The organism is Pseudomonas sp. TWRC1-2 (genome assembly GCF_049896685.1).
GTDB lineage: Bacteria > Pseudomonadota > Gammaproteobacteria > Pseudomonadales > Pseudomonadaceae > Aquipseudomonas.
This window is the reverse complement of sequence record NZ_JAFCUU010000016.1, coordinates 54,638-77,647: the sequence shown is the minus strand read 5'-3', so window position 1 is coordinate 77,647 and position 23,010 is coordinate 54,638. Positions and strand designations below refer to the sequence as shown.

At 60.2% G+C, this 23,010-nt stretch carries 11 protein-coding genes; all 11 read right to left on the bottom strand.

Translation table 11 applies throughout. From position 1 onward, the window contains the following. Nucleotide 1: 1 nt before the first annotated feature. Nucleotides 2-343 carry a hypothetical protein gene (locus ACP7B3_RS29000; RefSeq protein ID WP_426182780.1) on the bottom strand — a complete coding sequence of 114 codons (342 nt, stop codon included), beginning with the start codon at nucleotides 341-343 and terminating at the stop codon, nucleotides 2-4. A gap of 62 nt (nucleotides 344-405) precedes the next feature. After that, entirely contained in the window at nucleotides 406-918 is a 513-nt protein-coding gene (locus ACP7B3_RS28995; protein ID WP_426182777.1) for a transposase, read from the bottom strand. Between the two features lie 200 nt (nucleotides 919-1,118). Further along, a complete protein-coding gene (locus tag ACP7B3_RS28990) occupies nucleotides 1,119-1,481 on the bottom strand; it encodes a hypothetical protein (RefSeq protein ID WP_426182774.1) in 363 nt (120 codons plus the stop codon). Further along, nucleotides 1,481-11,818: a hemagglutinin repeat-containing protein gene (locus ACP7B3_RS28985; protein ID WP_426182771.1), complete on the bottom strand. Its 10,338-nt coding sequence runs from the start codon at nucleotides 11,816-11,818 to the stop codon at nucleotides 1,481-1,483. The genes ACP7B3_RS28990 and ACP7B3_RS28985 overlap by 1 nt, the downstream gene beginning before the upstream one ends. A 31-nt stretch (nucleotides 11,819-11,849) precedes the next feature. Next, nucleotides 11,850-13,574, bottom strand: coding sequence for a ShlB/FhaC/HecB family hemolysin secretion/activation protein (locus ACP7B3_RS28980; protein WP_145159639.1), 1,725 nt, complete (start codon nucleotides 13,572-13,574; stop codon nucleotides 11,850-11,852). Nucleotides 13,575-14,089: 515 nt separating this feature from the next. Continuing rightward, nucleotides 14,090-14,572, bottom strand: coding sequence for a poly-beta-1,6-N-acetyl-D-glucosamine biosynthesis protein PgaD (gene pgaD / locus ACP7B3_RS28975; RefSeq protein WP_426182766.1), 483 nt, complete (start codon nucleotides 14,570-14,572; stop codon nucleotides 14,090-14,092). Nucleotides 14,573-14,574: 2 nt separating this feature from the next. Next, complete coding sequence (pgaC, locus tag ACP7B3_RS28970; RefSeq protein WP_124416133.1) at nucleotides 14,575-15,915, bottom strand: poly-beta-1,6-N-acetyl-D-glucosamine synthase; 1,341 nt, start codon at nucleotides 15,913-15,915, stop codon at nucleotides 14,575-14,577. A gap of 2 nt (nucleotides 15,916-15,917) precedes the next feature. Further along, complete coding sequence (pgaB, locus tag ACP7B3_RS28965; RefSeq protein WP_426182763.1) at nucleotides 15,918-17,915, bottom strand: poly-beta-1,6-N-acetyl-D-glucosamine N-deacetylase PgaB; 1,998 nt, start codon at nucleotides 17,913-17,915, stop codon at nucleotides 15,918-15,920. Nucleotides 17,916-17,927: 12 nt separating this feature from the next. After that, nucleotides 17,928-20,408: a poly-beta-1,6 N-acetyl-D-glucosamine export porin PgaA gene (gene pgaA, locus ACP7B3_RS28960; protein ID WP_404486238.1), complete on the bottom strand. Its 2,481-nt coding sequence runs from the start codon at nucleotides 20,406-20,408 to the stop codon at nucleotides 17,928-17,930. Between the two features lie 298 nt (nucleotides 20,409-20,706). Continuing rightward, entirely contained in the window at nucleotides 20,707-22,203 is a 1,497-nt protein-coding gene (locus ACP7B3_RS28955) for a YdgA family protein (RefSeq protein ID WP_426182760.1), read from the bottom strand. A 148-nt stretch (nucleotides 22,204-22,351) separates the two neighbouring features. After that, entirely contained in the window at nucleotides 22,352-22,984 is a 633-nt protein-coding gene (locus ACP7B3_RS28950; RefSeq protein WP_106577321.1) for an NADH:ubiquinone oxidoreductase subunit N, read from the bottom strand. Between the last annotated feature and the right edge of the window lie 26 nt (nucleotides 22,985-23,010).

Here is a 23,010-nt window from a genome sequence, read left to right as displayed (position 1 = left end):
CTCAGGGTCCGACCCATAATAATTTCGCTTTGAATACATCAGGAACCAGTTCAAAAAGAGCCCGAATTAATTTAAGATGCTCCCAGTAATTTGGTGAAATATCATCACTACAATTATCAAAGTAATACTTAGCCTGATGATTTAAAAACCATATGTCATGCTCGGAAAACTCAGAACTCAACAAACTACTGGCAAGGTTATGCACTAACTCTGCTTCAAAATAACAAGACCTATCTTTACCCTTTATTTTTTCCTCAAGAGTCTGAATATTTCTTATATAAGGCAACGCTAGAGAAAACATCCTGACGTATATTTCATTTTTTTTCATATGTGCAATCATCATTTTCTCACCGGCATGGACTGGGCTCCAGCTGGGAAAATAATTGAAAAATAAGGGTCAGACCACTATTCTTCTACGGTGCCGCTACCTAATTCGTTATAAACCGCATGCGGGCTTATAAAGCCTGACAGCTCGCCCTGTGCGTTTGCCCTATAGCTGGTCCAGCGATAGTCGCCCGGATGAGCAACCATACCGGCTCTAACAGGGTTCATTTCGATATATCGATAGCAAGCTAAAACATAGTTGTCTTGTTGAACCAAACAGGAGCGGAAACGGCCTTCCCACAACGTGCCCGTTCGTTGATATGTTCGATTGACATATTGAACGGAGCGCTGCCCCAGCCCCTTCATAAGCAGGCCGGCCCCTGCGCAGCAGCTGGGAGTCAACAACAAATGAACATGATTTGTCATCAAGCACAATGCGTGAACTTTACAGCCGTACAATTCAGCAAGCACGGCTAATGTATCGATGTAAAAAATATAGTCTTCATCTGAATAAAAACACGCAGACCGATTGTTTCCCCGCTGAATAATATGCAACGGGATATCCGGCAGTAAAACTCTAGGACGGCGAGCCATATAAACCCCTAACTGGATAGGAGCTTACAGCTTAGCCGCCCTTCAACAGGCCAACAGATTGGAATAATTACAAAAAATAAATCATGTTTTTAAAGAGCAACGCTGCTGAACTCTAAAAAACGAAAAGCGTGGTCTGACCCCTATTTCTCCTTTTCCAACTCCTGCCAGCCCCAGCTTGTATTTCTTTTACATCTATGCCATCAAACCCAGATAAAATCGGGTTTAATTATATACTCAACTCCAACTTCAGCAAGAATTTTTCGAACTCTTAATACGTCTACAGCCTTTCCAGAAAAAATTCTAAACATGCCCTGCTGAAGTAAATCTCTGGACTTTAAAAAATTAGAACCGAACACCTCGGACACAGCCTTTATATGTGATTTATTTCTATAATCACCAGCACAAAATACTTCATATATCTCTTCATCAACCTTAATACCAGAAATGTTCGTAGTAACTAACGACCAGTCACAAACTGAACACCTTAGCCCTTTAGCGCTGTTTTCCTCAAAACTTACCAAACCACCGCCGCATCGCTCGCACACAACTAATGAAATAGACACTATGGCTTACCTGGATTAAAAATTTTGAACTCACCTTGCTTCGATAAGTCCGGGTAATTTGGATTCGATGGGGATCTTGGAGCAACTACCACTTTTCCATCGCCGTAGGCCCACACCAAGTTAGTTGGAGCTTTCACCGGGACCCCCATTTTATTCGCAAGACTTTGAGCAAATCCGGCATCACAAGCTCCAGTATCACAAGATAACAAACGAATCGGCTGCCCACTGTAAGCGGGGTTATTTTCGATAAGTCGAGAGACGACACGCTGATCTGCCATAATAGTTCCACTTGAAGTAACTACCTCAATCTTTTGTGTACTCCCATGAGCGATAACGTCAAAATAACCGTTCGAATCTATATCAGATCTTTTAGATACATTTTTAAAAAACTGATCGGATTCGCCCATAAAATTGGCTGCACCCGGCACCGCTTGGCCTGCTGCTGCATCAGCACCTACGCCTTTTGCATCAAGAGCGCTACCTTTTGCGGTCTCGACATTTCGCGCCGCAGCCGCAGCATCCGCAGTAGCAGCTAACTCCTTGGCCGCAAGACTACCAAATCCTCCTACACCCAACGCTGTACCGCCAGCCGTTGCGGCACCAAAGGGCAACTCAACTGCTGTTAATGACAGTTCGGTACAAACAGCTGGGTTCATCGCACAGGAATTTAACAAGGCAGGACCGAGCAGCACTGCTCCGGCTACAGCTCCAACACCCGCCACGGTATAAGCAAGTGTTTCGCGACGCTCAGCATACATTTGAGCCGAGCACGCATCCGCGCTCATTCCTGCACAGTTTTGCTCCTTGTATCGCTCGTTTTCAGCCTTGACGCGCTCTCCGGCCTTTTGTTCAAGTGTTTTACGTTCTGCTAATGCTTCTGCAATATCACTGAGGGAGTTGTTCTCCACCGCATTGCTTCCCGCCTTTGCCCCTGTAACCGCACCGCCCAGATCACCACCAGCAATCCCCCCAGCCAACCCTGCTGCTAGACCCGAAAGTGCAACAACCGTCTCTCTCTCCTCCTCCGTCAACTCGATTGTCTTCTTGCCCGGATACAACTGATGGGCGATGAATTCACCCGTCGCAGCTCCCGCAGCCCCCGCTCCCGCAGAGTTGCCTTGCGCCTGCGCCACCACCGCACCCAATACGGCATGCGCCATGGTGTTGAGTACAGCGTTGTCTCCGGTGGTTTTCCTGATGACTTGCGCCATGTACGGCGCCGATGCGCCCGCAATGGCTGAACCGATATCGCCTCCCACCAGCCCTTGCAATGCTGCCGTCACCGCCTGCGCTACACGCGGGTAATTGCCGCCGACCCCGTAGTCCGCCATGATCCGTTGATAAGCGTCAGTGGCAATCAGTTGTTTCTTGTAGGCGTCGACGTCCTCTTTTTTGGCATCTTTTCCAGGTTCCTTGATGCCACGCTTATCAAGTTCAGCACGCGCCTCTTTATCAGCATCGATCTGGCCTTGGGTTCGAACGATGTCTACTGCCTGAGTACCAATATCCGCAATCAACTGCACCTGGCGCAGGCGCTTCTGCTCTTTTTCCTTATCAAAGATCGGGCTGATGCTGCCGTTGGCGTGTTCAACATCGTGGCTCAGCGTTGCAACGTCCTGCTGCTGTTTAGCAGGGTCGCGGATGTCGAGAGTACCGTTGGAAATGGCCGATGACGTGGTGCCGCTGTCACTGTCGCCATGATTGAACGCGATCAAGCTACCGGAAGGCATATTGCTGATGAAGGCGTTCGCACTGCTTGCGCCACTGCTGACGCTGGCGCTCTGCAACTGGCTTGTGTAGTCGGCTTTGTTCTTTAAAACGCTCCAGCCGAGGGTGCCGGTGCTCAGGCGGTTTTTGTCCGCTGTTGCAGTGCTGGCGATCACGCTGCCATCGAGTTGCGTGTGGTTGCCCACATCAATCTGATAGCCGCCCTTACCGCCGAACAGGCCGGTTTGCTCCTGCACGCTTTTATAGTTGGAGTCGATCTTGCTCTTGCTGATGCTGAGCGAACCACTGCCCGTCATGGTGCCAAACGTGAAACTTGCGCCACCGCTGACATCGGTTTGTTTGGACTTGTAGTCATCGTTGTCTTGCAGGCTTTGCAGCATAAGATCGCGGCCTACCGCGGCCTTGATCTGATCTGCACTGACCTGCGCACCTTTGAGGACGGTGTCTCGCCCACTGATCAGGCTGACTTGCTTGCCCGCATCCAGCGTCGTTTCCGTCCAGGTTGTGCCATTGCCTTTCTCGCTGCCGGTGCCCTTGTTGGCATTGGCGAAGATGCTAAGGCCAGCACCATTGGAACTCGCCCCAAAGCTAAGGCCTACGGCCCCGCCGCCACTGCTGTTCTTGCCATCGAGTTTTTGTGTGTTGGCGGCTGCTTCCAGGCGGATATCACGCTCTGCTGCCAACAGCATTTCATTACCGGCCTGGAGCTTGCTGCCCTGAACGCGGATGTCTCCATCTGCGCCAGGCGTGCCGTTACCGGCGGCTACAATACTGAGGTTATTGCCACTGGTGAGGCTGCTACCTTGGCTTGCCGTCTGCTCCTGGGTCTGTTTGGAGCTGGATTTTTGCGAGCCGAGCGAGATGGCGATGCCGACAAATTCCGCGGCGTTAGCGCCGGTCATGCCACCATTCTGCTGCGCCGCCTGCCACGCTTGCACCCCCGTTAAACCCGCCTTCACACCTTGCAGCGCCGAGAGGCGGCCGTCGTCCTCGTTCTTGGCTTGCTTGGCGGTCTTATAAGCGGAGTCCACCGCGCTACCCACGGTGCCGGACAACGCCAGGGTCAAACCACTGGTTTTGCTCTTGGAGGTCTGCTCGCTACGGTTGTTGTTCTCGGAAGCCAGGATGCTGACATTTTGCCCAACCAGGCTGATGTCCTTACCGGCAACCACGTCAGAACCGCGTATGGTCAGGTCTTTGCCAGCCTGAATATCCACACTGCCCAGCACACTGCCGATGTTGCTGGCCCGGGTGGTTTCGGTGCTGCTGGTGAAGGTGTTCTGGTTGCTGCTTGAGCCCAACGTCACGCCGATGCCGCCGCTGCTCATCAAGCCCGATTTTTTGGTCGAGGACGAATGGCTTTGCTCAAAGGTCTCCGTCGCCCCATCAATCACCACATTGCGCCCGGCAATCAGGCTGGTAGCGTTGGTAGAAACCACGTCGCTGGCGGTTGTGCCGATGTCCCGACCGGCACGCACAACCACGGTATCAGCGCTGATGGAAGAGCCCTGCTGGCTGATCTGGTTACTGCTGTCGATGCGCGTTTTCTGGGTGCTGGACAGCAACCCTTTGCTGGTTTTGGTTTTGCGGTAATAGCTGTAGTCGCTGTCTTGCGCAGCGTTCAGCGCCAGGTCATTGCCTGCGTACAGGTAGGCTTCCTTGCCGGCACTCGCACGGCTGGCGCTGACCACGAGGTCGTTGCCGGCACTGAGGGAGAGGTTCTCCCCGGCCACCAAAGATGTGCCGACTTGCTGAACGTGGTCTTCCTGGCTGGTGACCTTCTTGGAATTAAACGCCGAATGCTGTTCATTCGCCGCCGACGCCAGGTTCACATTGCCCTTGGCTACCAGCGCCAGATCACGCGTGGCATTCAACTGGCTGCCGATGGCGCTGATATCGCGCGCAGCCACCACCTGGAAGTCGCGCCCGGCTTCGATCACGGTGCCGTACTGGTTTGCGCTGCTGCTGCGCATGTAGGTGCTGACGGTGTTGGCATTGCGCTGTTCGGCGGTGGCCAGGTTTACATCGCGCCCGGCTTGAACGCCCAGGTCGGCGCCGCTTTTGAAGGCGCCGCCGGTGCTGTTGACGTCGCGCCCGGCTTGCAGGGTGAGGGTGTTGGCGGCTTCGATGCGGGCGGCGTTGTCGACGAAGTCGGTGCGCTCGGTGCGGTAGCCGCTGCTGCTTTGGTGGCTGGTGACGGTGCGCTCGTTGAGTACATCGCCATTCACTGCGCTGACGCTGACGTCGCGCCCGGCGATGATGCCGCCGGCGCGGTTGGTGAGGTTGTTGCCGGCGAGCAGGTCGAGGCGGTTGCCGGCTTGCACGAGGCCGCTGTTGACCATGTTGCGCCCGGCGCTGGCAGCCAGGTTGTTGGTGGCGCGCAGGGTGCCGACGTTGTTGAGGTCGGCGCCACTGACCAGGTTCAGGTCGCTGCCGGTAATGAGTGCGCCGTTGGGCGCCAGGCGGTTGTTGGCCTGGGCCAGGTAGAGCACGGGCACCAGCACTTGCTGGCCAGCGACGGTGGCGTTTTCCATCCACACGATGTCATGGGTCAGGGCCGCGACTTGCTCGGCGGTGAGGCTCACGCCCACCGACAGGTTAAGCGCCTGCTGGGTGCCAATGGCGTTGTCCATCAGGTACTTGAACATCGCCGTGTCGCTGGTCTGGCCATCGATGAAGCGCTGGCCGGTACGCGCGATCACGGCTTGCTGGATCAGGCGTTGTTCATACAGGCCGTCACCCAGGCGCTTTTGGGCCTGGTCTGGGTCGTAGCCCAGTTTGGACAGCATGTAATCAGAGCTTAAAAACTGGCTGAGGTTGGTCAGCAGCGGGTTGGTTTCGATCAGGTATTTCTGTGGGCTGGAGACGAACTGGCTGTCTGGCAGGCCTTGCACACGGTTGATCACCACGCCGTCGGCCGAGGTGCCGCTGCCGGGTACGACCGGGCCGGTAACCGGCGTGCGGTCTACACCGCCGCCGCCGAGGGTCCAGCCTTGCGGGCCGGTACTGGCCGGCGCGCTGGCGCTTTCGCCACTGAGGCGGAACAGCCCGCCCTGCCCGCTGGGCAAGGTGAAGCCGGGCAGGCTCAGCGGATTGATCTGCTGTTGGGCGAGGTCAGGCGGCAGTTGCTGGTTAAGGGTGACGCGCGTCGAGTAACCGGCTGCGCCACTGGCGCCCGTGGCGCCGGTGGTGGTTTTGGCGCCCGCACCGATGTAGTTGTAGCCCAGGCGCACCACGCTGTTGTCGATACCGGCTTGCGCCTTGACGTCTACCGCGCCGGCGGCCTGAATCACCGCAGCGTAACGTTGGTCGTCACTGGCGATTTTGGTGACTTTGCCGAACTGGGTGCGCTCGCTCTCCATGATCCCGATGAAGTTGGCCACGGCAGCCTCCAGGCCACCGAGGTCATTGGGATTGTAGCCAGGGCTTTGATACCAGTATTTATTGGTCAGTGCGCGAGCCGCATTGAACCAGCCGCTTGGGTGCTCGGTACGCGCCGATGTAAAGAGCCGGTAGGTCTCGGTCTCGCCGGTTTCGATGCCGGTGTTGACCAGGTTGTTCAGGCGCGCGGTGAAGTTGCCGCCGGCCGCAATCGAGCTGCTGCTGTTAAGCAAGTCACCGCCCGCCAGCGTCATGTTACCGCCCGAGGTGATGCTCGAACCGGCACTGGCGGCGGTCACTTCCAGTTTGTCGCGGGTCACCAGCTCCCACACGTAGTTGCGCGCCGTGCCACCGGCATGACAGTCACCCGCGTTGACGTACTCGATGCAGGTACCTTCGGTGGCGGATGCGGTATAGACACCCGCGTCGTTGACGGTCAGTACCGCCCGTTCGTTTTTGATCGAGTTGGCGGACAGGCTGAGGTTGCCGTCACTCTGGATCGTCGAAGAACTGTTGAGGATGCTGCTGGCCAGGCCGCCCTTGCCGTCACGGTCGACGCTCAGGTTGCCCATGCTGTAGAGGTCGGCGTAGCTGTTGTTCAACGCGTCGACACGCAGGCTCATGTCGCCGCCGCTGAAGATCAGGCCGTGGTCGTTGAGTAACGCACCGGTGGTAGCGGTCAGTCGCTGGCCACTGCCCAGGGTCGCGTAGTTGTTGATCGCGCCCGCGTTAAGCACCAGGTCGGTGGCGGCGGTGATGCGCCCGCGGTTGTTGAGCGTGCCGGCGATGTTGGCGGTAGTGATGCCGCCGCCGGCGATGCTTGCCGTTTCGCTCAGGGTGGCCTGTGCCGCGCTGAGGTTGAGGTCGCCCAGGCTGCTGATGCGCCCGCTGCTGTTAAGGGCGCCGCTCAACGTCAGGTCGAGCGTGCCGTCGCTGGCGATCAGGCCTTGGGTGTTCCAATTGGCGCCACTGCCGACGAAGCGTCGGGCACCGAGCAGTTGGCCGCTGGCGGTCTGGTCGAGGGTGTCGACGTTGACTGTCAGTCGCCCGGCCTGGATCACGCTGCTGTTGGTCCAGTGGCCCTGGCTAATGGTCAGGTCGCCACGGGTGACCAGGCTGCCGCCCACGTCGTTGAGGTTGGCGGGGGCAATGCCGAAGTTGCCGGTGCCCACGTGCAGTACGTTGCCGCCCAGGTTCTGCAGGCTGCCGGCGTTGAGGGTCAGATCGTTGTTGGCGGTTTCGAGCACACCGTTGCGGTTGTCGAACAGGCCACCGATGGCGAATTCGGTGGTGCCCGCCGTGCCCAGGGCACGCAGGCGCCCGGTCTGGTTGTCGAGGCTGGCAGCGCGCACCTTGAGGGTGCTTTCGCTTTCGATGATGCCCAGGCGGTTGTTAAGTGCGCCGCTCAGGTCCAGGTCGATTTGTTGACCGGCAATCTGGCCGTCGTTGTCGCCGCTGTTATCAAAGTCATGCCCGACCACACGCATCAGGCCTTTGGCATAGAGCCCGCCGTTGCGGTTGTCGAAATTGCCGGTGGTCACCAGTGCGTTGCCGCCCTGCGCCGCGATGCGCCCGCCATAGTTGTCTACGCTGCCGGCTTGCAGGTTGAGGCTTTGCCCCTGCATCACGCCGCCCTGACGGTTGTTGTTGAGGTCATAACCGTTGCGCAGCACGCCGACCACACGGGTTTGCAGTGCGGCCTTGAGGCTGGCAAGGGTGCCGCCGCGGTTGTCGAGGCTGGCGGCGTTGACACTCAAATCGCCCGCCTGGGCGATCAGTTTGCCGCTCTGGTTGTCCAGCGCGTCAGCCACGTCGACGGTCATGCCGCCCTGGCTTTGCACGGTGCCTTTGCCATTCTCCACGCGGTTGGCCGTGAGGCTGAGGCCGGCGTTCTGGCTGTAGATCAAGCCGTCGTTGCCGTTCTGCACCAGGCCGCTGGCGGTGAGGCTCAAGCGGTCGTTGGCGGCCAGCGTGCCACGGTTGCGGTTGTCCAGGCCGCCGGTCAGCAGGGTCAACAGGCCCTGGCTGGCGATCTGGCCGCCCTGGTTGTTGATCTGCGCGGCACGGCTGATCAGCAACGGACCACCGCTGGCCAACTTGCCATTGGTGTTGGTCAGGGTCGCGAGCAGGTCGAGAGTGGTGGCGGTGCCGCCGCTGATGCTGCCGGCGCTGTTGTCCAGGTTTTGCGCGTTCAGGTTCAGGGCTGCGCCGCTGTCGATCACGCCGCCCTGGGCGTTGTTGAGCAAACCGCCCACGTTGAGACGTTGGCCGGCGGCGCTGGAGAGTACGCCCGTGTTGCTGTTGTCCAGCTCGGCGGCGGTCACGTACAGCGCTTTTTGACTCACCAGCGCACCCGCTCCGCTGTTGAGCAGGCTGGCGGTCAGCGTGGCATTAAGGTCGCCATAACGGCTCGACAAGGTGCCGTTGTTGCGGTTATCGAGGTTGGCGCCGCTGACGGTCAAGCCCTGCCAGCCGGACATCAAGCCGTTCTGGTTGATCAGGTTTGTGGCATTGAGCAGCAGCAGGTTATTGCTGATCAGCTTGCCGTTGCTGTTGTTCAACGTGCGACCGCTGAGGTCCAGGGTTTGCGCACTGGAGAGTTCGCCACCGCCGTTGCTCAGGTCACGCAGATGGTTGATGGTCAGATTGCCGGCGGTGGTGATCAGGCCCCCGGCGTTGTTCAGGTCGCCGGTGGCGTTGCCGAAGTCCAGGGCAATTGCGCTGCCCAGCAGTGAGCCATTTTGGTTATCCAACTCGGCGCTGTTGAGTGTCAGGGCAGCGCCTGCGTTGAGCAGGCCCTGATCGCGATTGGTCAGGCGGCCATCAATGTTGAGTACGGTGTCGCCACGGCTGGTGAGTGTGCCGCCGCTGTTGTCGAGGCTGGCGGCGTGCGCGTCGACCGACGCTGCGGCGATCATGCCTTTGACGTTTGCCAGGGCCTGGCCGATGCGCAAGGTCAGCGCGGTATTGCTCAGCAGTTTGCCGCCGCTGTTGTCCAGGTTGTCGGCGGTGAGTGTGAACGCCTGGCTGCTGGAAATCTCGCCGCCCTGGTTATGCACATCTTTGAGGTTGTTGAGCATCAGCAGCGGCGCGTTGATCAGTCCGCCCTGGTTATTGAGCTGACCACGGTTGAGGTCCAGGGTCAGGGCCTCGGCGCTGGTGATCTGACCGCCTTGCTGGTTGTTCAGGTCAGCGGTGGTGATCTGCGCGGCCTGACGTGCGCTCAGGGTGCCTTTTTGGCTGTTGTCGAGACTCGCGCTGTTGAGGATCAGGCGGGCGTCAGTCACCAGCCGGCCGCCCTGGTTGTCTACCGCGCCAAGGGCGTTGAGGGTCAGCGGGCCGGCGCTGGACAGCGTACCGCCGTTGTTGGCCACGTTGCGCGCCGTGACGCTCAACAGCCCTTCGCTGCTGATCAGGCCCTGGTTGCGGTTGAGCAATTGATCGACATTCAGGCCTGCGCCGCTGCCGGCAATCACCAGCCCGCCATCGCTGTTATCCAGTTGCGTGCCGGTGACCTGCACGCCCGCACGGCTGGACAGCTCGCCGTTGCGGTTGTCGATGTTGGCGACAGTGACCTGCACACCCTCGACGCCGGCGACCAAGCCTTTTTCACGGTTGTCCAGGCTGTTACCGGCCACACTGACCAAGCCTTGGCTGGTGACCAGACCGCCCTGGTTGTTCAGGCTGCCGACGTTAAGGCTCAACGCCTTACCCGCCGTGACCAGCCCCGCGACGTTGTCGAGGGTGGTGACCGTCAGCGCTGCGGTGTCCAGGCTGGAGACTTCGCCGCCCTGGTTATGCAACTCACCGACAACCGCGGTCAGCGGACCGTTGCTGGTGACCAGCCCGCCTTGGGTGTTCTGCAGGCGATCGGCCGTGAGGGCCAGGCCGCCGTTGCTCAGAATGCGGCCTTTGTTCTGGTTGTCGACTGTGCCTGCCGTAATCTGCGTGTGCTGTTTTGCACTCAGGGTGCCGCCCTGGTTGTTCAGGGCCTGGGCATCGACACTCAACGTACGGCTGGCGATGACATTGGTGCCGGTGTTGCTGACGGTCTTGCCGCGCAGGCTGACGTCGCCCGCTGCGTTGCGGGTGTTATCGGTGTTGACGCCAGCTTCGATAATGTCGCTATTGGTCAACGTGCCGCCGCTGGACAGCGCAATGCGGTCACGGGCGGCCAGGCTTTGGCGGTTGGTCAGATCGCCTTGGGTTTGCACGTCCAGTGCCGTGCCGGCGTACACCGGCCCCTTGGCGTCCAGGCTCGCGGCCTTGACGTTGACCGCGCCGCTCGCGGCGGTTTGCGCCATGCTCAAATGCCCATTGGCATCAAGCTGAATATCCCCACCACTGGCCGCCAACGTCCCGTCGAGCTTCACGCCCACGCCGGCTTCGGTGCCCACCAGTTTGATCGCGCCGGCGTACATACCGCCCAGCGCGCTGGAGTCGATGGCCAGCTCGGGTTTGGCGCTGCCGTCGTCGGCGCGTGCGGTGGTTTTCAGGCTTTGGGCATCGACGTCGTTGCGCCCGGCGATTACGGCCAGTTCGCGTGCGTTGATCTGGGCGTTGATCTTGGCCGAGCGGGTGATGATTTCGAAGCGGTCGACGTTACTGGCGTTCAGGCCCTCGCCGTCGATGGTCACGGCGCCGCCGTCAACCTGGTAGTGGTCCAAACGGCCGACGTTGTCCATCAGCGGTTTGCCGGTGGTCAGGGTCACGTTGGGCGTGTTGATAAAACCGCAGCCACTGCACGTGATGCCGTACGGGTTGGCGACGATGACCTTGGCCGACTGGCCCGCCACTTCGGTGTAGCCGCGCAACTGGCTGGGGCTGCCGCCGTTGACTTCGTTGAGAATGACGTTGGCGGCGCCGCCCTTGAGGTTCGGGTTGCCGACGATGTAGCCGCCGAGCTGAGTGTTCTGCACCGCGCCGGTGGCGTTGTTGAGGATCACGCCGTTGGGGCCGACGTTGTAGTCCTTGAACTGGTTATGGGACAAGCCACTGCCATTGGGCGCAGCGATGTTCACCACCGGCACGCCATTGCCGGCCTGGCCGACGCTGGTGGCCGGGTTGCTGACCACAATGCCTTCGGCCTGGGCGAGCAACGGCTGCCAGAACAGCGCGTTGGCCAGAATCAGCACCAGGCCGCGCTTGGGCAGACCAAGGAACGCGTCCCGGCGCTTCAGGGCAGCAGAAGGTTGGCGGGCCAGAAAGGCAAAGTGGCGAACATCCATTTTCAGATTCTCGTTGCAGCAGGGCGTTGAATTACAGGAAGAAATCCATGCGGAAGTAGATCGGTGCTTCGCGCTCCGTCACGACCCCAGGCCTTTCTAACGAGTGAGCAAACGTCACGCTGGTGCTGACGTATTTGCCCCGGGCGAACAGCTCCACGGAGTTGCTTGAAACGCGGCCGTGGTAGTCGTCGTTGTAACGGTCGTTGCGGATCACACCTTGGTCGTAACCCAGGCTGGTGCCGTATTCGGCGAAGGCCGGGCGCAGCCATTCCAACGTGACCGGGCGGGCCCAGCGCACTTCATTGCGCCAGTAGCCACCGCTGTCGCCGGACAGTTGCTGATCCTTGAAACCGCGTACCGAAGAAGAACCGCCGAGGCTGATGCGTTGCGGCGAGAACAGCACGTCTTCGCTGCGTTGCCCGGTGGCCAAGCTGGTAAAGCTGAACGACTCGCCCCACAGGCTGAACGGCTGCAGATAACTGACGGTGGCGGTGTATTTGCGGTAATCGGGAGTGGCCGTGAGGTGCCCGTACTGATCGCGATGCTGGTCGTCGCGCTGGGCGTCAAATGCACCGATGCCGTTCTGCACGCCCAGGTCAACGTTGACGAAGGCATTGCCGATGCGCCGGCCGTGGTTGATGCCAAATTGCAGTTCGCTGAGGCGGTTACTGCTGGTTTCGAGGTGGGCGTCGTCGATGTAGTTGTTGGTGCGCAGGTGAGCCAGACCGACGTTGACTGAGGTCTTGCTCACGTCATCGCGGTGAATCACGCGCTCTGCGCGCAGTTGGTGGTTTTCGTTATCGCCCGACTGCTTGAACTTGAAGGTGTCGGTGTAACCCAGCGCGCGGTAATCGCTCTCGCTGTAGGTGTAGCTGAAGTTCCACCAGCCCCACGGCACGTTGTAGTAGAGCATGGTGTTTTTCGACGTTTTCTGGTGGTCGCTGATCGCGTCGTGACCACCGCGCAGCACCAGTTGGTCGGCCAGCCCCAGCGGGCTGTCCCACTCCAGGCCCGCGCCCCATTGCTGCTCGCCGGTGCTTCTTTGCCCGTCGTTATTGCGCGACAGGCTGGCGCGCCACGGCTTTTGCGCGGTGTTCTTGACCACCACGTCGCTGCCGCCCACGTCTTTGCCGGGGGTCAGTTCCATTTGTGCCTGTTTGGACGGCAGGCGGTTGAGCTGGTCGACCAGTTGCTCGACCTCGCGCAGGTTCAGCGCCTCGCCGACCTTGCCGGGAAAGGCCATGGCCAGCTCGCGATCGGTCACGTTGCTGCCTTCGGCGCTTCTCAAGGCTTCGAGCTTGCCCTCGACCACCAGCACTTGCAGGTGGCCGCTGGACAGGTCCTGCTGCGGCAGGTAGGCACGGCTGGTGACGCGGCCTTTGGCGATGTAATAGTCGGTGATGACTTTAAGCAGCTCATTGAGCTGCGAGACGCCCAGGCATTGGCCCACATAGGGTTTGAGCAACAGCGTGCGGTCGGCAGCGGACAGGCTGTCGGCGCCCTTGAGCTCGATGTCTTTGATCGGGAAACAGCGGGTGTCAGCGGGCGTCGCCGGGGCTTGGGGCTTGGCCTCTTTGCCGGGCAGGTCCTGGAGTTCTTGCAGGCGCCGGCCCTGCTCTTCGAGCAGGCGATTTTGCCGGTCGCGGATCAAGTCTTGATCCCCTGGCGTGGGAGCGGCTGTGGCGCTGTTCAGGCCCAGACAGGCGAGCAGGAAAGTGCACAGCAAATACCGAGTCCGTGGCAATAACAAAGACATGTTCGATCCATCGAAAATCAAGGGGCGGCAAACTAACATCGAACTCGCGCTAGCCCAAGAAGCTGGACTTGTCGGACATTCGCACTTATTACAACCGCAACCTATTGATTAATAACAACAAATAATCATTAAACGGTGAAAGCGCTTGTTGTTGAAACTTTTATTCCGACAAGCGGCCACTGTTTTTGATAACCCTTCGGCAAACAACCCAGCAGATGCCATTACTTAGCCATCAACTAAATGCCGAGTTAGGTTAGTACAGGGGAATACAGAAAAGTTCGCGCATGTTTTGTGAATTGGATCCCATTTATCGGATGAGTCTGGGATGGCGCCTCTTGTGGCGAGCGGGCTTGCCTCGCGTTGGGGCGCGACGCGTCCCCCTGGTCAGTGTCGCCGCGTTACGTCAGGAAGATCGTGGCGTCAGGTTTGGGGCTGCTTTGCAGCCCAACGCGGGGCAAGCCCGCTCGCCACACAGACCGCTCGCCACAGAGCGTGGGGTAAAGAGCTCGGGGCAATTAGCCTGCGCCTTTGTCTTTTTCCTGCCCTGGCACCAGGGTCAGTCCTGGCCGCTCAACGTCGCGCGAAACATGGGCCTTCACATCTTCTACGCCGCCCTCGTCATCGTTGTGGATCACCAGCACGCCCGACTTGCGAAACTGCTCGAGGTGGCCGTCGCCCAAGTTAAAACTTTCACTCAGGCTTTTATCGCTGAGCGCGTTGGTTTCGGCGCGACGCTGGGCAAACTTGCGCCCGCGGCGCTGTTGATAGCGTGCCCAACTGATCAGGATCACCGCATTGAACAAGGCGATCCACAGGTAAATCTGCAAGGTGTTGAGCGCCGCAAAAATCGGCGCCTCAATGCGCGGGCCGCCATGGGTTTCCAGCATTGCGCCGATCCCGCGTGCCAGCAGCCAGACCAGCCCGGCCCAGGCCAGCAGGGTGAGCAGCACGTCGATGATCCACATCACTGTGTTCTGGCGAGTTCTGACCAGTTTCATCGTCACGCCTCCTCTTCGCTAGGTTTAATACCGCGGTCCGGGCTGACCCAGCGCGCGCGCTTCTGGTGCTGGTTGAAGAGCACCTTGGGAAAGCTGACCAATGTGGTCAGCAAACTGACCAGCCAGAACACCATCGGGTACCACACGGTCCAGAACAGGGTTTTCCACAGGTCCTTTTCGTAACGCCGATCAATCAGGATGCTCACCGCAAATTGCAGCAGGCACACCATCGCCAGCACCAGCCCGGTAAACGCCGGCGGCACCAGCGAATCCACGGCAATCGCCTGCGGCAGCACCATGAATTTGCCCAGGCCCCAGAAGATCACCGAGAGCAGGAAAGTGAAGGCCCAACCGGTGGACAAGCAGTACTCGAACAACAGCGGCCAAAGGTAACGATGGCGCCATTGCCAGATGCCACGGATGTTTTTGAACAGCACTTCGGCGCCGCCCTGGGCCCAGCGCAGGCGTTGCTTCCACAGGCCACCGACGGTTTCGGGCATCAGGATCCAGCACAGGGCACGCGGCTCGTAGAAGATGGCCCAGTGATCGAGTTGCAGCTTCCAACTGACATCGATGTCCTCGGTGATCATGTCGGTGCTCCAGTAGTCGATGCGGTCCAGCGCTTTCTTGCGAAACGCCACCACCACACCCGACACCGTGAAGATGCGGCCGAACACCCGCTGGGTGCGCTTGATCAAGCCAATGATCGAAGAGAACTCGCCCACCTGCACCCGGCCGATCAAGGTCGAACGCGTACGAATGCGCGGGTTGCCGGTCACGGCGCCCAGGCGCGGGTTGTCCAGCATCGGCGCGACCATGTAGGCCGCCGCGTTTTTATCCAGCAAGGCATCGCCGTCGATGCACACCAGGTACTCACTGCGCGCAGCCACCGCGCCCATGCGCAGGGCCACAGCCTTGCCCTGGTTCTGCGCAAGGTGCAGCACGCGCAGACGTGGGTGTTCCAGCGCCAGTGCATCAAGCACCGCGGCGGTGTTGTCTTTGGAGCCATCGTTGACGGCGATCACTTCGATGTTCGGGTACAGCTGGTCCAGCGCCGCATGAATGGTGTCGGCGGCGTTATCGCCCTCGTTGTAGCAAGGAATGATGATCGAGATCAGCGGGTTGCCGGCCAGGGTCGGCGCCGGCGTGTCTTCCTTCCACGGCCAGTGACGCTCCCAGTGCAGCCAGAAGTACAGGCCGCCGGCGATCCACAAGGCCGACATGAACAGCGGGTAGAAAAACACGAAGTCCATCAGGAACTGCCCGGTGACCAGAAAGATCAGGCCAAGGGGCACACCCAACACCAGCGCCAACACGAATAAAGCCAGGATTCTGTCGAACATGGTCAAGGGTTCCATTGGTTGGACAGGGCCGGACGTACCGTCTTCAGGTCCGGCGAATTTTCCAGGAAGTTGTCCGGGTAGTAGCCAAAACTCCTGACCCCCTGGCGTTTGAGCACACCCATCCATTCAGCCATCTGCGCGCCGTCGATATCGGGCGCGTCTTTGGTGCGCCAGTCTTTGGCTTGCAGTTCAAACACGGTGCGCTGCAAGGCATCGGGACGGGCTTTGACGGTGGCCACGAGTTTTTCCAGCCAGGCGTTGGAGTTCTTCAGCGTCTCGCCTTCCATCAGCGGCATGGCCATCGGCGCGGTCCAGTCGTAGGTCTGGAGGAAGTCATCGAGGTTCTGCGCGAACCACGCTTCGCTCGCCGGGTTGAGCATCGGCTCGGCGAAGATATTGCGCGCGGTCTGCACCTGCGGCCCGCGGATGGCGCGCACCTTTGCAGCCAGTTCCTGGGTAAAGTCGATCAGGTAGCGGCTCTTGAAACGCGTCCAGCGCTGCATCACGGCAGGGTCGGCACGCAGCGCGGCAATGCTGCCCGGCAGGCCGTTGGCGGCGTAAGTCTTGAGCGCTGCGGGGCTGGCGTCTTCGTAATCAGAAAGGACCGCGTCGTCGTGGAACAGCACGCCGTCGATGGCCGTGTTGCGTGCCAGGTCTTCATAGATCTCACCGATCTGCTGGCGCACGGCCGGATCAAACGGCGACAGGCGCTTGTACTGGTCCGGGTCGAGGCCGACCTGGCCGGTTTTCGGGTCCATTCGCGTGACACGCGGCAACGAAGGGTCGAGCGCAAAGCTCAGCACTGGCATCCACGCGTAGATCGCCACGTGGCCACGGGTACGCAGTTGCCAGGTGACGCGGTTGAACAAGTCGCGGCGCACCGGCAGATGGCGGTTGGGGAAGTACAGCGAATGCACCAGGCCGTCACCCTTGGGGTCGGCGAAGGCTTGCAGGAACACGGTGCTGGCGCCCATGTCGACCACGCGCTGCACCAGCTGGTCGAGGTTGCGTGCCTCTTGGGCCGGGTCCGGGTCGTAGACGTTATCCAGGTCCACGTGCAGCACGCGCATCGAGGTCCGCGCCTGAGTACCGACAATCGCGTTGGCGTAGTGCTCGCCGTCCGGGTCGGAGGCCACCAAAAAGCGTGGGCTGCTTTTGAGGTTGGCGAGGTCGTCGAGGCCGTCGTCCAGGGTCAGGGCCATCTGGTAGCCCTGTTCGCCGACGACCGCCAACGAGGTGCCGTCGGCGGCGCCGTAAGGCCACACCCATACACGCGGCGCCTTGCCGGTGACGGCGCGCAGTTTGTGGGTGATGGCCGTAACGTCGGCGCGCATCCGCGCCTGGAACTGCGCCTCGGTTTCATAGGTGCCAGTGGCGGCGTCATAACGTCGCGTTGCGGCGGCCGGCTCCTGGTTACCTTGTGGGTTGGCCAGGATGCCGGTGTGGCTGGCGTCAGTGTGGGCGGCGATTTCGACCAGGCCCGATTTGGAGATCTCGCGCACCTGCTCCCATGTCAGGAAGTCGGAACGCGCGCGCGGTGTGCCGGCAAAATCCACCGGTTTATTCAGCGGCGTGTCGATCCAATAGCCCACCGGGGCCAGAATTGCCGGCCAGTTATAAGCACGCAAAATCGGTAGCACGCGGGTATAGAAGCTGGAGTAGCCGTCGTCGAAGCTGAGCAGGATGGCTTTGGGCGGCAACTGCGGCCCACCGCTGCGCGCTGCCAGGATTTGATCGACACTGACCGGCCGGTAGCCGTTCTCGCGCAGCCAGGCCAGTTGGTCGACCAACCGTTCGGTGCGCACCGCCACCACCGCCTGATCGGGGTCGCGATCTTCGATGTCGTGGTAGGCAATGCCCAGGAAATGGTTTTTCGGCCACGGCGCTTCACGCGCAGGTATCGGCCGCTCGGCGGGTGGGGTATAGGGCGCAGGTTGCTGGGCGCACGCGCCGGCCAGCAATACACCCAGGACCAATAAACAACGGCTGAGGACAGTCATGTTCAGGCTCTTTTAGAAACGGTAAGTGAGGTCGACGAGCAGGCGCAGATCGCGTTCGCGATCGCCGTCATAGGTGCGGCTGATCAGGCTCAGGTTGGCGCCGGCTTCCAGCACGTCGTTCCAGCGAAAACGTTGGCCGTAGCCGATCAGGCCGACCCCACTGGTGGAATAATCGCGCTGGCTATAGGTACCCGCACCGACCTGGAACTGCTGACTCCACTGGGTCTCATAGCGGTGATAAAGCACGTGATTGACCGTCATGGTGGGCAACACGCTGAAGTCCGATTTCGGGTTGAAATACACCACGTCGTCCTTCGTGTTGCGGCTGGCGCCGACTTCCAGGCCCAGGTCCACTTGCACATGCGGCGAGCTGTAGATGCCCTCGCGGCCGGTGAGCAGCGCTTCGAGGCGGTTGTTGCCGTCGCTGAAATGCGACGGGCTCAGAGACAGCTTCCATTCGCGGCTTTCATTCTCGCGCCAGCGGACAAAGCCACTGCCGCCATTGGCTGTGACATCGGCATTCAATGCGCGCAGCGGCGTGGTCGCCAGGAGGTAACCGAGGCTGCCGCCGTACTGCCAGTTGTCATTGATGTCGCGGGCAATCGACACGCTCGCGCCTTGCTTGGAGCCATAACCGTAGGAGTGGTTGGACACCTCGGCTTCCAGGGTCATGTCGCGGGTGCGCTGCTCGACGCCGACGCGCTGGAAGCGATGCTGGCCGGTGCCTTCGGTAAAGTCTGCGGTGGCGTAGCCGGCGCCGGCGAAGACGCGCCAGTCTTCATCGATGGGCGGGCTGTAAAGCACGCTTTCGATGCCCCAGTCGCGGCTGCCCGCCACTGCGCCCACATCATCATTACCGCCACCGCCGTAGCTTTTACCGGTGTAGGCTTCGACGCGCAGTTCGGCCATGTCGTGTACGTCGCGCAGGCGGCTGAGGCGCTGCACCTGGCGGCTGTCGGGGTTGCGCGCCAGCACGTCATCGGTCAGCGCGTCCATTTGCCGCCATTCCTGCAGGTCCATGGCGGTGTAGGCCTGGGACACTTCCAGGCCGATATCGCGCGGGGCCTGGGTTTCAACTTCCTTGAGCGAGCCTTCGGCGCGCCGCGGCCAATCACGCGCGCGGTACATATCAGCCTGGGCCAGGCGCAGGCCGACATTGCCAGGGGCTTTCGCCACCAGGGCTTCCAGCCCGGTTTCGCTGCCTGGCAGGTCACCGCCGTAAGTGCCGGCCTGGGCCGCCAGTTGCTGCGCGTCCATCCAGCTGTCGTTGGGGTTGCCGATGGGCAAGCCCTTGAGTTCAACGCGAGGTTTCTGGTTGGTGGCCAGGTTATTGGCGACTTCGCGCGCTTGCATCACCTTGTCGCTTTCGAGCAAGGCGTAAAACAATGCGGTGCTGTCTTCGACGTGGTCACCCGGATCAGCATCCGGTGCCGTCAGCGCCTGGCGGTACAACGGCTCGGCTTTTTCCGGCTGGCGCTGGTCGAGGTAGGACGCAGCCACCCAGCGCAAGGCGTAGGTCGGCAACTGCACGCCTTCGCCAGTGAGGGTTTCGTACTCGCGGATAACCTCGGCGGTGCGCGCGCGTGCCTTGAGGGCGCCCAGGCGGTCGATGCGCCAGCGCACCACGTCGTCATGGGCGCTCTGGTCAGGGGTCCAGCGGGCGAGCAGTGTGTCGTAGTCGCTGAGGGCGCGATCAGCAACCACATAACGTTCTTTCTCGGTGCGCGTGGCGTACTCGGCCATGCGCACACGTTCGGCGGCGAGGTCACCTTCCAGGCGGCGCTGGGTGACGACATCGAGCACGCCTGGGTGCTTGGCCGACAGGCGCAGGGCCGGCTCCGGCAAACGGGCCTTTTGCAGGGCGACGATGTATTCGCGCACCACTTCGGGTTTGTCACCCGCGCGGATAAAAGCCTGGTCGAACTCGAACAGGGCGTCGTAGTTCAAGCCCGCGCGGGTCAGCGCGTAGCCCAGGGCCATGCGGCGGTTGGGGTCATTGGGTTGCGCGGCCACCAATGCGCGGGTGCGTTGCACCGCTTCGTTGGTTTGGCCACCGTCGGCCTGGGTCAGGGCCTGGCCCAGTTGCAGGTCGATATTATTCGGTTCACGCAGCAGCGCCTGCTGATAAACCGCCAGGGCCTGAGGCCACTGCTTTTGATTGCGATAGGTACGGGCGACCGTGGCCAGCGCCTGGGTAGTCAAGTTGCGATTCTTGCCTTGCGCCTCGTACACCTTCAGCACTTCGGCGTCTTGCCCGGCCCAGCCGGCAATCACAATGTGATCGCTGATCTGGCCTGGCGTCTGGCGCTCGGCAGGTAATTGGCGCAGTTGGGTAAGGGCCGGCGTGAAGTTGCCGTTTCGCGCCTGAATAATCAACGCGTCGTAGGCCGGATCGGCCAGGGCGAGGCCGGGCATCAGCAATTGACTGCACAAGGCAGCCCCGATGAGCAGTCGCAACCGGCCTGAAGCACTGATGGGTAGGTTTCGCAACATATCGTGAGCTTCCTTACACGCGGAAAGCTGTAACGATAGGTGGTCCTGAGCGGTTTGCATCAGGGTGCCGGCGTCTGATGACCCGGCCTAGCTTTCCTGTAGGAACTATCCCCTATGAATGTAGGAATATGTCCGATTCGGAACAATTGTTCAGAATTGTCCCGTCAACAGAAAAGCCAATGGGGGAGCAGACTTGCCTGGGCTGACCGGTCACCGCCGGCCCGTATGCCGACTGTTTGACCGCTGCCCCAGGCAACCCTGCTCCCCCATTATTTATTTCTTACTGATGTAAGAAATCTTACTGCGCGCCGCTGACCGCGCCGGCTTTGGCCATCACAAACCCGATGAATTGCTCAACTGTCATCTTCTGGCCGTTGAAGGTCACTTCATTGTTGGCGTAATGCAGCTTGGAGACCACATCCGTGCCCACCAGGGTAGCCAACTGGGTGCCGACGGCCATGCCGCTGACCATCTCGGCCGCCATCTGCGATTGCTGCTCGATGGCTTTAGGGTCGGTCACGCCGCCCACTTGCGCTTGCAATGCAGCGACGTCACCGATCATTGGCTTGGACAGGGTCAGGTTGGCATCCAGCAGCGCGATGACCTGCTTGCCCAGTTCAACCGGCGGCAGCTCCATGGAAGCCGGCTTGGTCAGGTCGACCACCAGGTTGAATTTGCTTTCGCCGTGGGTGGTTTTCAGCGACAGGTTTTCCACCGCCACTTGCGGCTTGGCAGCCAGCACCTGGTTGACGTTGGCCTCGGCCAGGGTCTGCTCGGCTTCGGTCAGTTGCAGCTCAGGCACAGGCTGACCAGCAGCGGCGGCGGCTTGCACCGGTTGCATCTTGTCTTGATACAGCTTGGTCAGTACCAGCATGGCCGGGATGTCGACGTTTTTCATGCTCAGGGCCATGGCGGCCGAACCGACAGGCTTGCCCTGGTAACCGATCTCGTCGATTTTGTAATCGACGCGGCCGGCCAGGTTGTTGTCCTTGGTCTCGCTGGTGTCTTTCTGCTCGAAGCCCTTGAGGGTCAGCACGGCTTTCTGCGGGCCGTAGGTCACTTTGGTGTCGGTCAGCTCAACGGTGTTTTGCCCGGTGTAGAAACCAAACGTGGTTTTTTCCAGGTTGCTGGCCACGGTCAGGCCGGACAGCTCGGCTTCAAAAGGCGCGCCGTTGGCATCGATCACCGCGACCTTGAGGCTGTTCATATAACCTTCAGCCTTGACCTTCTGGCCTTCGGCGGTGCCGTCGAAGTCCAGGTTGGCGCCGGAGAAGCTCACCGAGGACTTGTCGTCCTTGAGCTCCAGAGGCAGCAGTTCGACGTTGCCATCGACCGAACGGTCGTAGCCGATATTGGCCACGCCTCTGAGCGGCGACACGTCTTTGCTGGCGGCGAACCATTTTTCGGTGGTGGCGTTCTTTTCCAGCTCATAGTGACTGGTGGCCATAACTGGCAGCCACTTCAGCGAAACCAGGCGCGAGAACGGCAACGGGCCGTGTTCGATGTGGTCGACAAACAGCAGCTCAGGGTTCGGGTTTTCTTCGCCGAATACGCTGCCTTGACCCTTGAGGCGGTAGTGAGCGGTGCTGCTGAACAGGCCACGGTCCAGGGACACCAGCTCCAGGTTCACGCTGCCGTCGACGCCGGCCATGGAGGTCTGCAGTTCCTTGTTGGCGTTCTGGATCGCGGTCTGCAGCACCGGTTCCAGTTGCTTACCGGTGTACCAGGCGCCGCCTGCACTGACGACGCCGACGGCGACAACGAAACCCAAAAGAACGACTGCTGGCTTATTCATGAAGTGACCTGATCAAATCCTGTGAGAAGTGGGCTGTCTTCCTTGAACCCCAAGAGGGGTTGGCTCAAACCCGCCGAAAACGGGGGAAGATTAGCACTGGCGGCCGCGAACGGCCCAGCTTTTCAGAGGGGTCAGGTCAACCGTTGGTTCACGAGTACTCCAATTCAATCTCATCGAGTTGATGATCAAAACTCTTCAAACGTGCGGTCCAGGTGTACACCAACACCTCGAATTCGCGGTGTATGACGGCGTTTCCCGGGGTGTCGACCTTGGGGTTGCAGAAGTCCAGCTGGTAGCGCTCGCGTGCCATGGCGTTGGCCACGTCGGACAATTCCCGTGCGTTATTCAGCCAATGCCTACCGTCGGCTACCTGCTGGTCGAGCAGCACGCACTGTTTTTTCAGGGCTTCGAGGCTTTTTTCCAGCGGGGTGCCGGTGAGTTCGCCCATGACTTCCTGGAAAGTCCGCCCGGGCTGCCAGTAGCTGCCCCAGAAATAGCGGTCGAACACGGTTTCGACGCGGCGCAAGGCGACTTTGGTGTCCCAGATCGCCACGCGGGTTTTGCCTTGTTCGAGCAGTTTTTTCTTCACCCGTTGATTTTGATACGACGCCCACGCCACCACGCCAATGGACAACGTGCCAATCACCAGGCACGCGCTGTCGAGAAACACCATGGCCTTGTCGATTTGATGGGCAAGCATGACGCCGTAGAAATAGGCAGCCGATAACAACACCAGTGCGAAGCACACGCACCAGAAAGCGGGAGCATAAGGGTTTTTCATTATTGGAATCCCCATGAGCAAACGCG

What these genes read in the sequence shown, in the direction of transcription:
- ACP7B3_RS29000 (WP_426182780.1), bottom strand. Translation starts at nt 343, where the DNA reads ATGATGATTGCACATATGAAAAAAAATGAAATATACGTCAGGATGTTT.
- ACP7B3_RS28995 (WP_426182777.1), bottom strand. Translation starts at nt 918, where the DNA reads ATGGCTCGCCGTCCTAGAGTTTTACTGCCGGATATCCCGTTGCATATT.
- ACP7B3_RS28985 (WP_426182771.1), bottom strand. Translation starts at nt 11,818, where the DNA reads ATGGATGTTCGCCACTTTGCCTTTCTGGCCCGCCAACCTTCTGCTGCC.
- ACP7B3_RS28980 (WP_145159639.1), bottom strand. Translation starts at nt 13,574, where the DNA reads ATGTCTTTGTTATTGCCACGGACTCGGTATTTGCTGTGCACTTTCCTG.
- pgaD (WP_426182766.1), bottom strand. Translation starts at nt 14,572, where the DNA reads ATGAAACTGGTCAGAACTCGCCAGAACACAGTGATGTGGATCATCGAC.
- pgaC (WP_124416133.1), bottom strand. Translation starts at nt 15,915, where the DNA reads ATGTTCGACAGAATCCTGGCTTTATTCGTGTTGGCGCTGGTGTTGGGT.
- pgaB (WP_426182763.1), bottom strand. Translation starts at nt 17,915, where the DNA reads ATGACTGTCCTCAGCCGTTGTTTATTGGTCCTGGGTGTATTGCTGGCC.
- pgaA (WP_404486238.1), bottom strand. Translation starts at nt 20,408, where the DNA reads ATGTTGCGAAACCTACCCATCAGTGCTTCAGGCCGGTTGCGACTGCTC.
- ACP7B3_RS28955 (WP_426182760.1), bottom strand. Translation starts at nt 22,203, where the DNA reads ATGAATAAGCCAGCAGTCGTTCTTTTGGGTTTCGTTGTCGCCGTCGGC.
- ACP7B3_RS28950 (WP_106577321.1), bottom strand. Translation starts at nt 22,984, where the DNA reads ATGAAAAACCCTTATGCTCCCGCTTTCTGGTGCGTGTGCTTCGCACTG.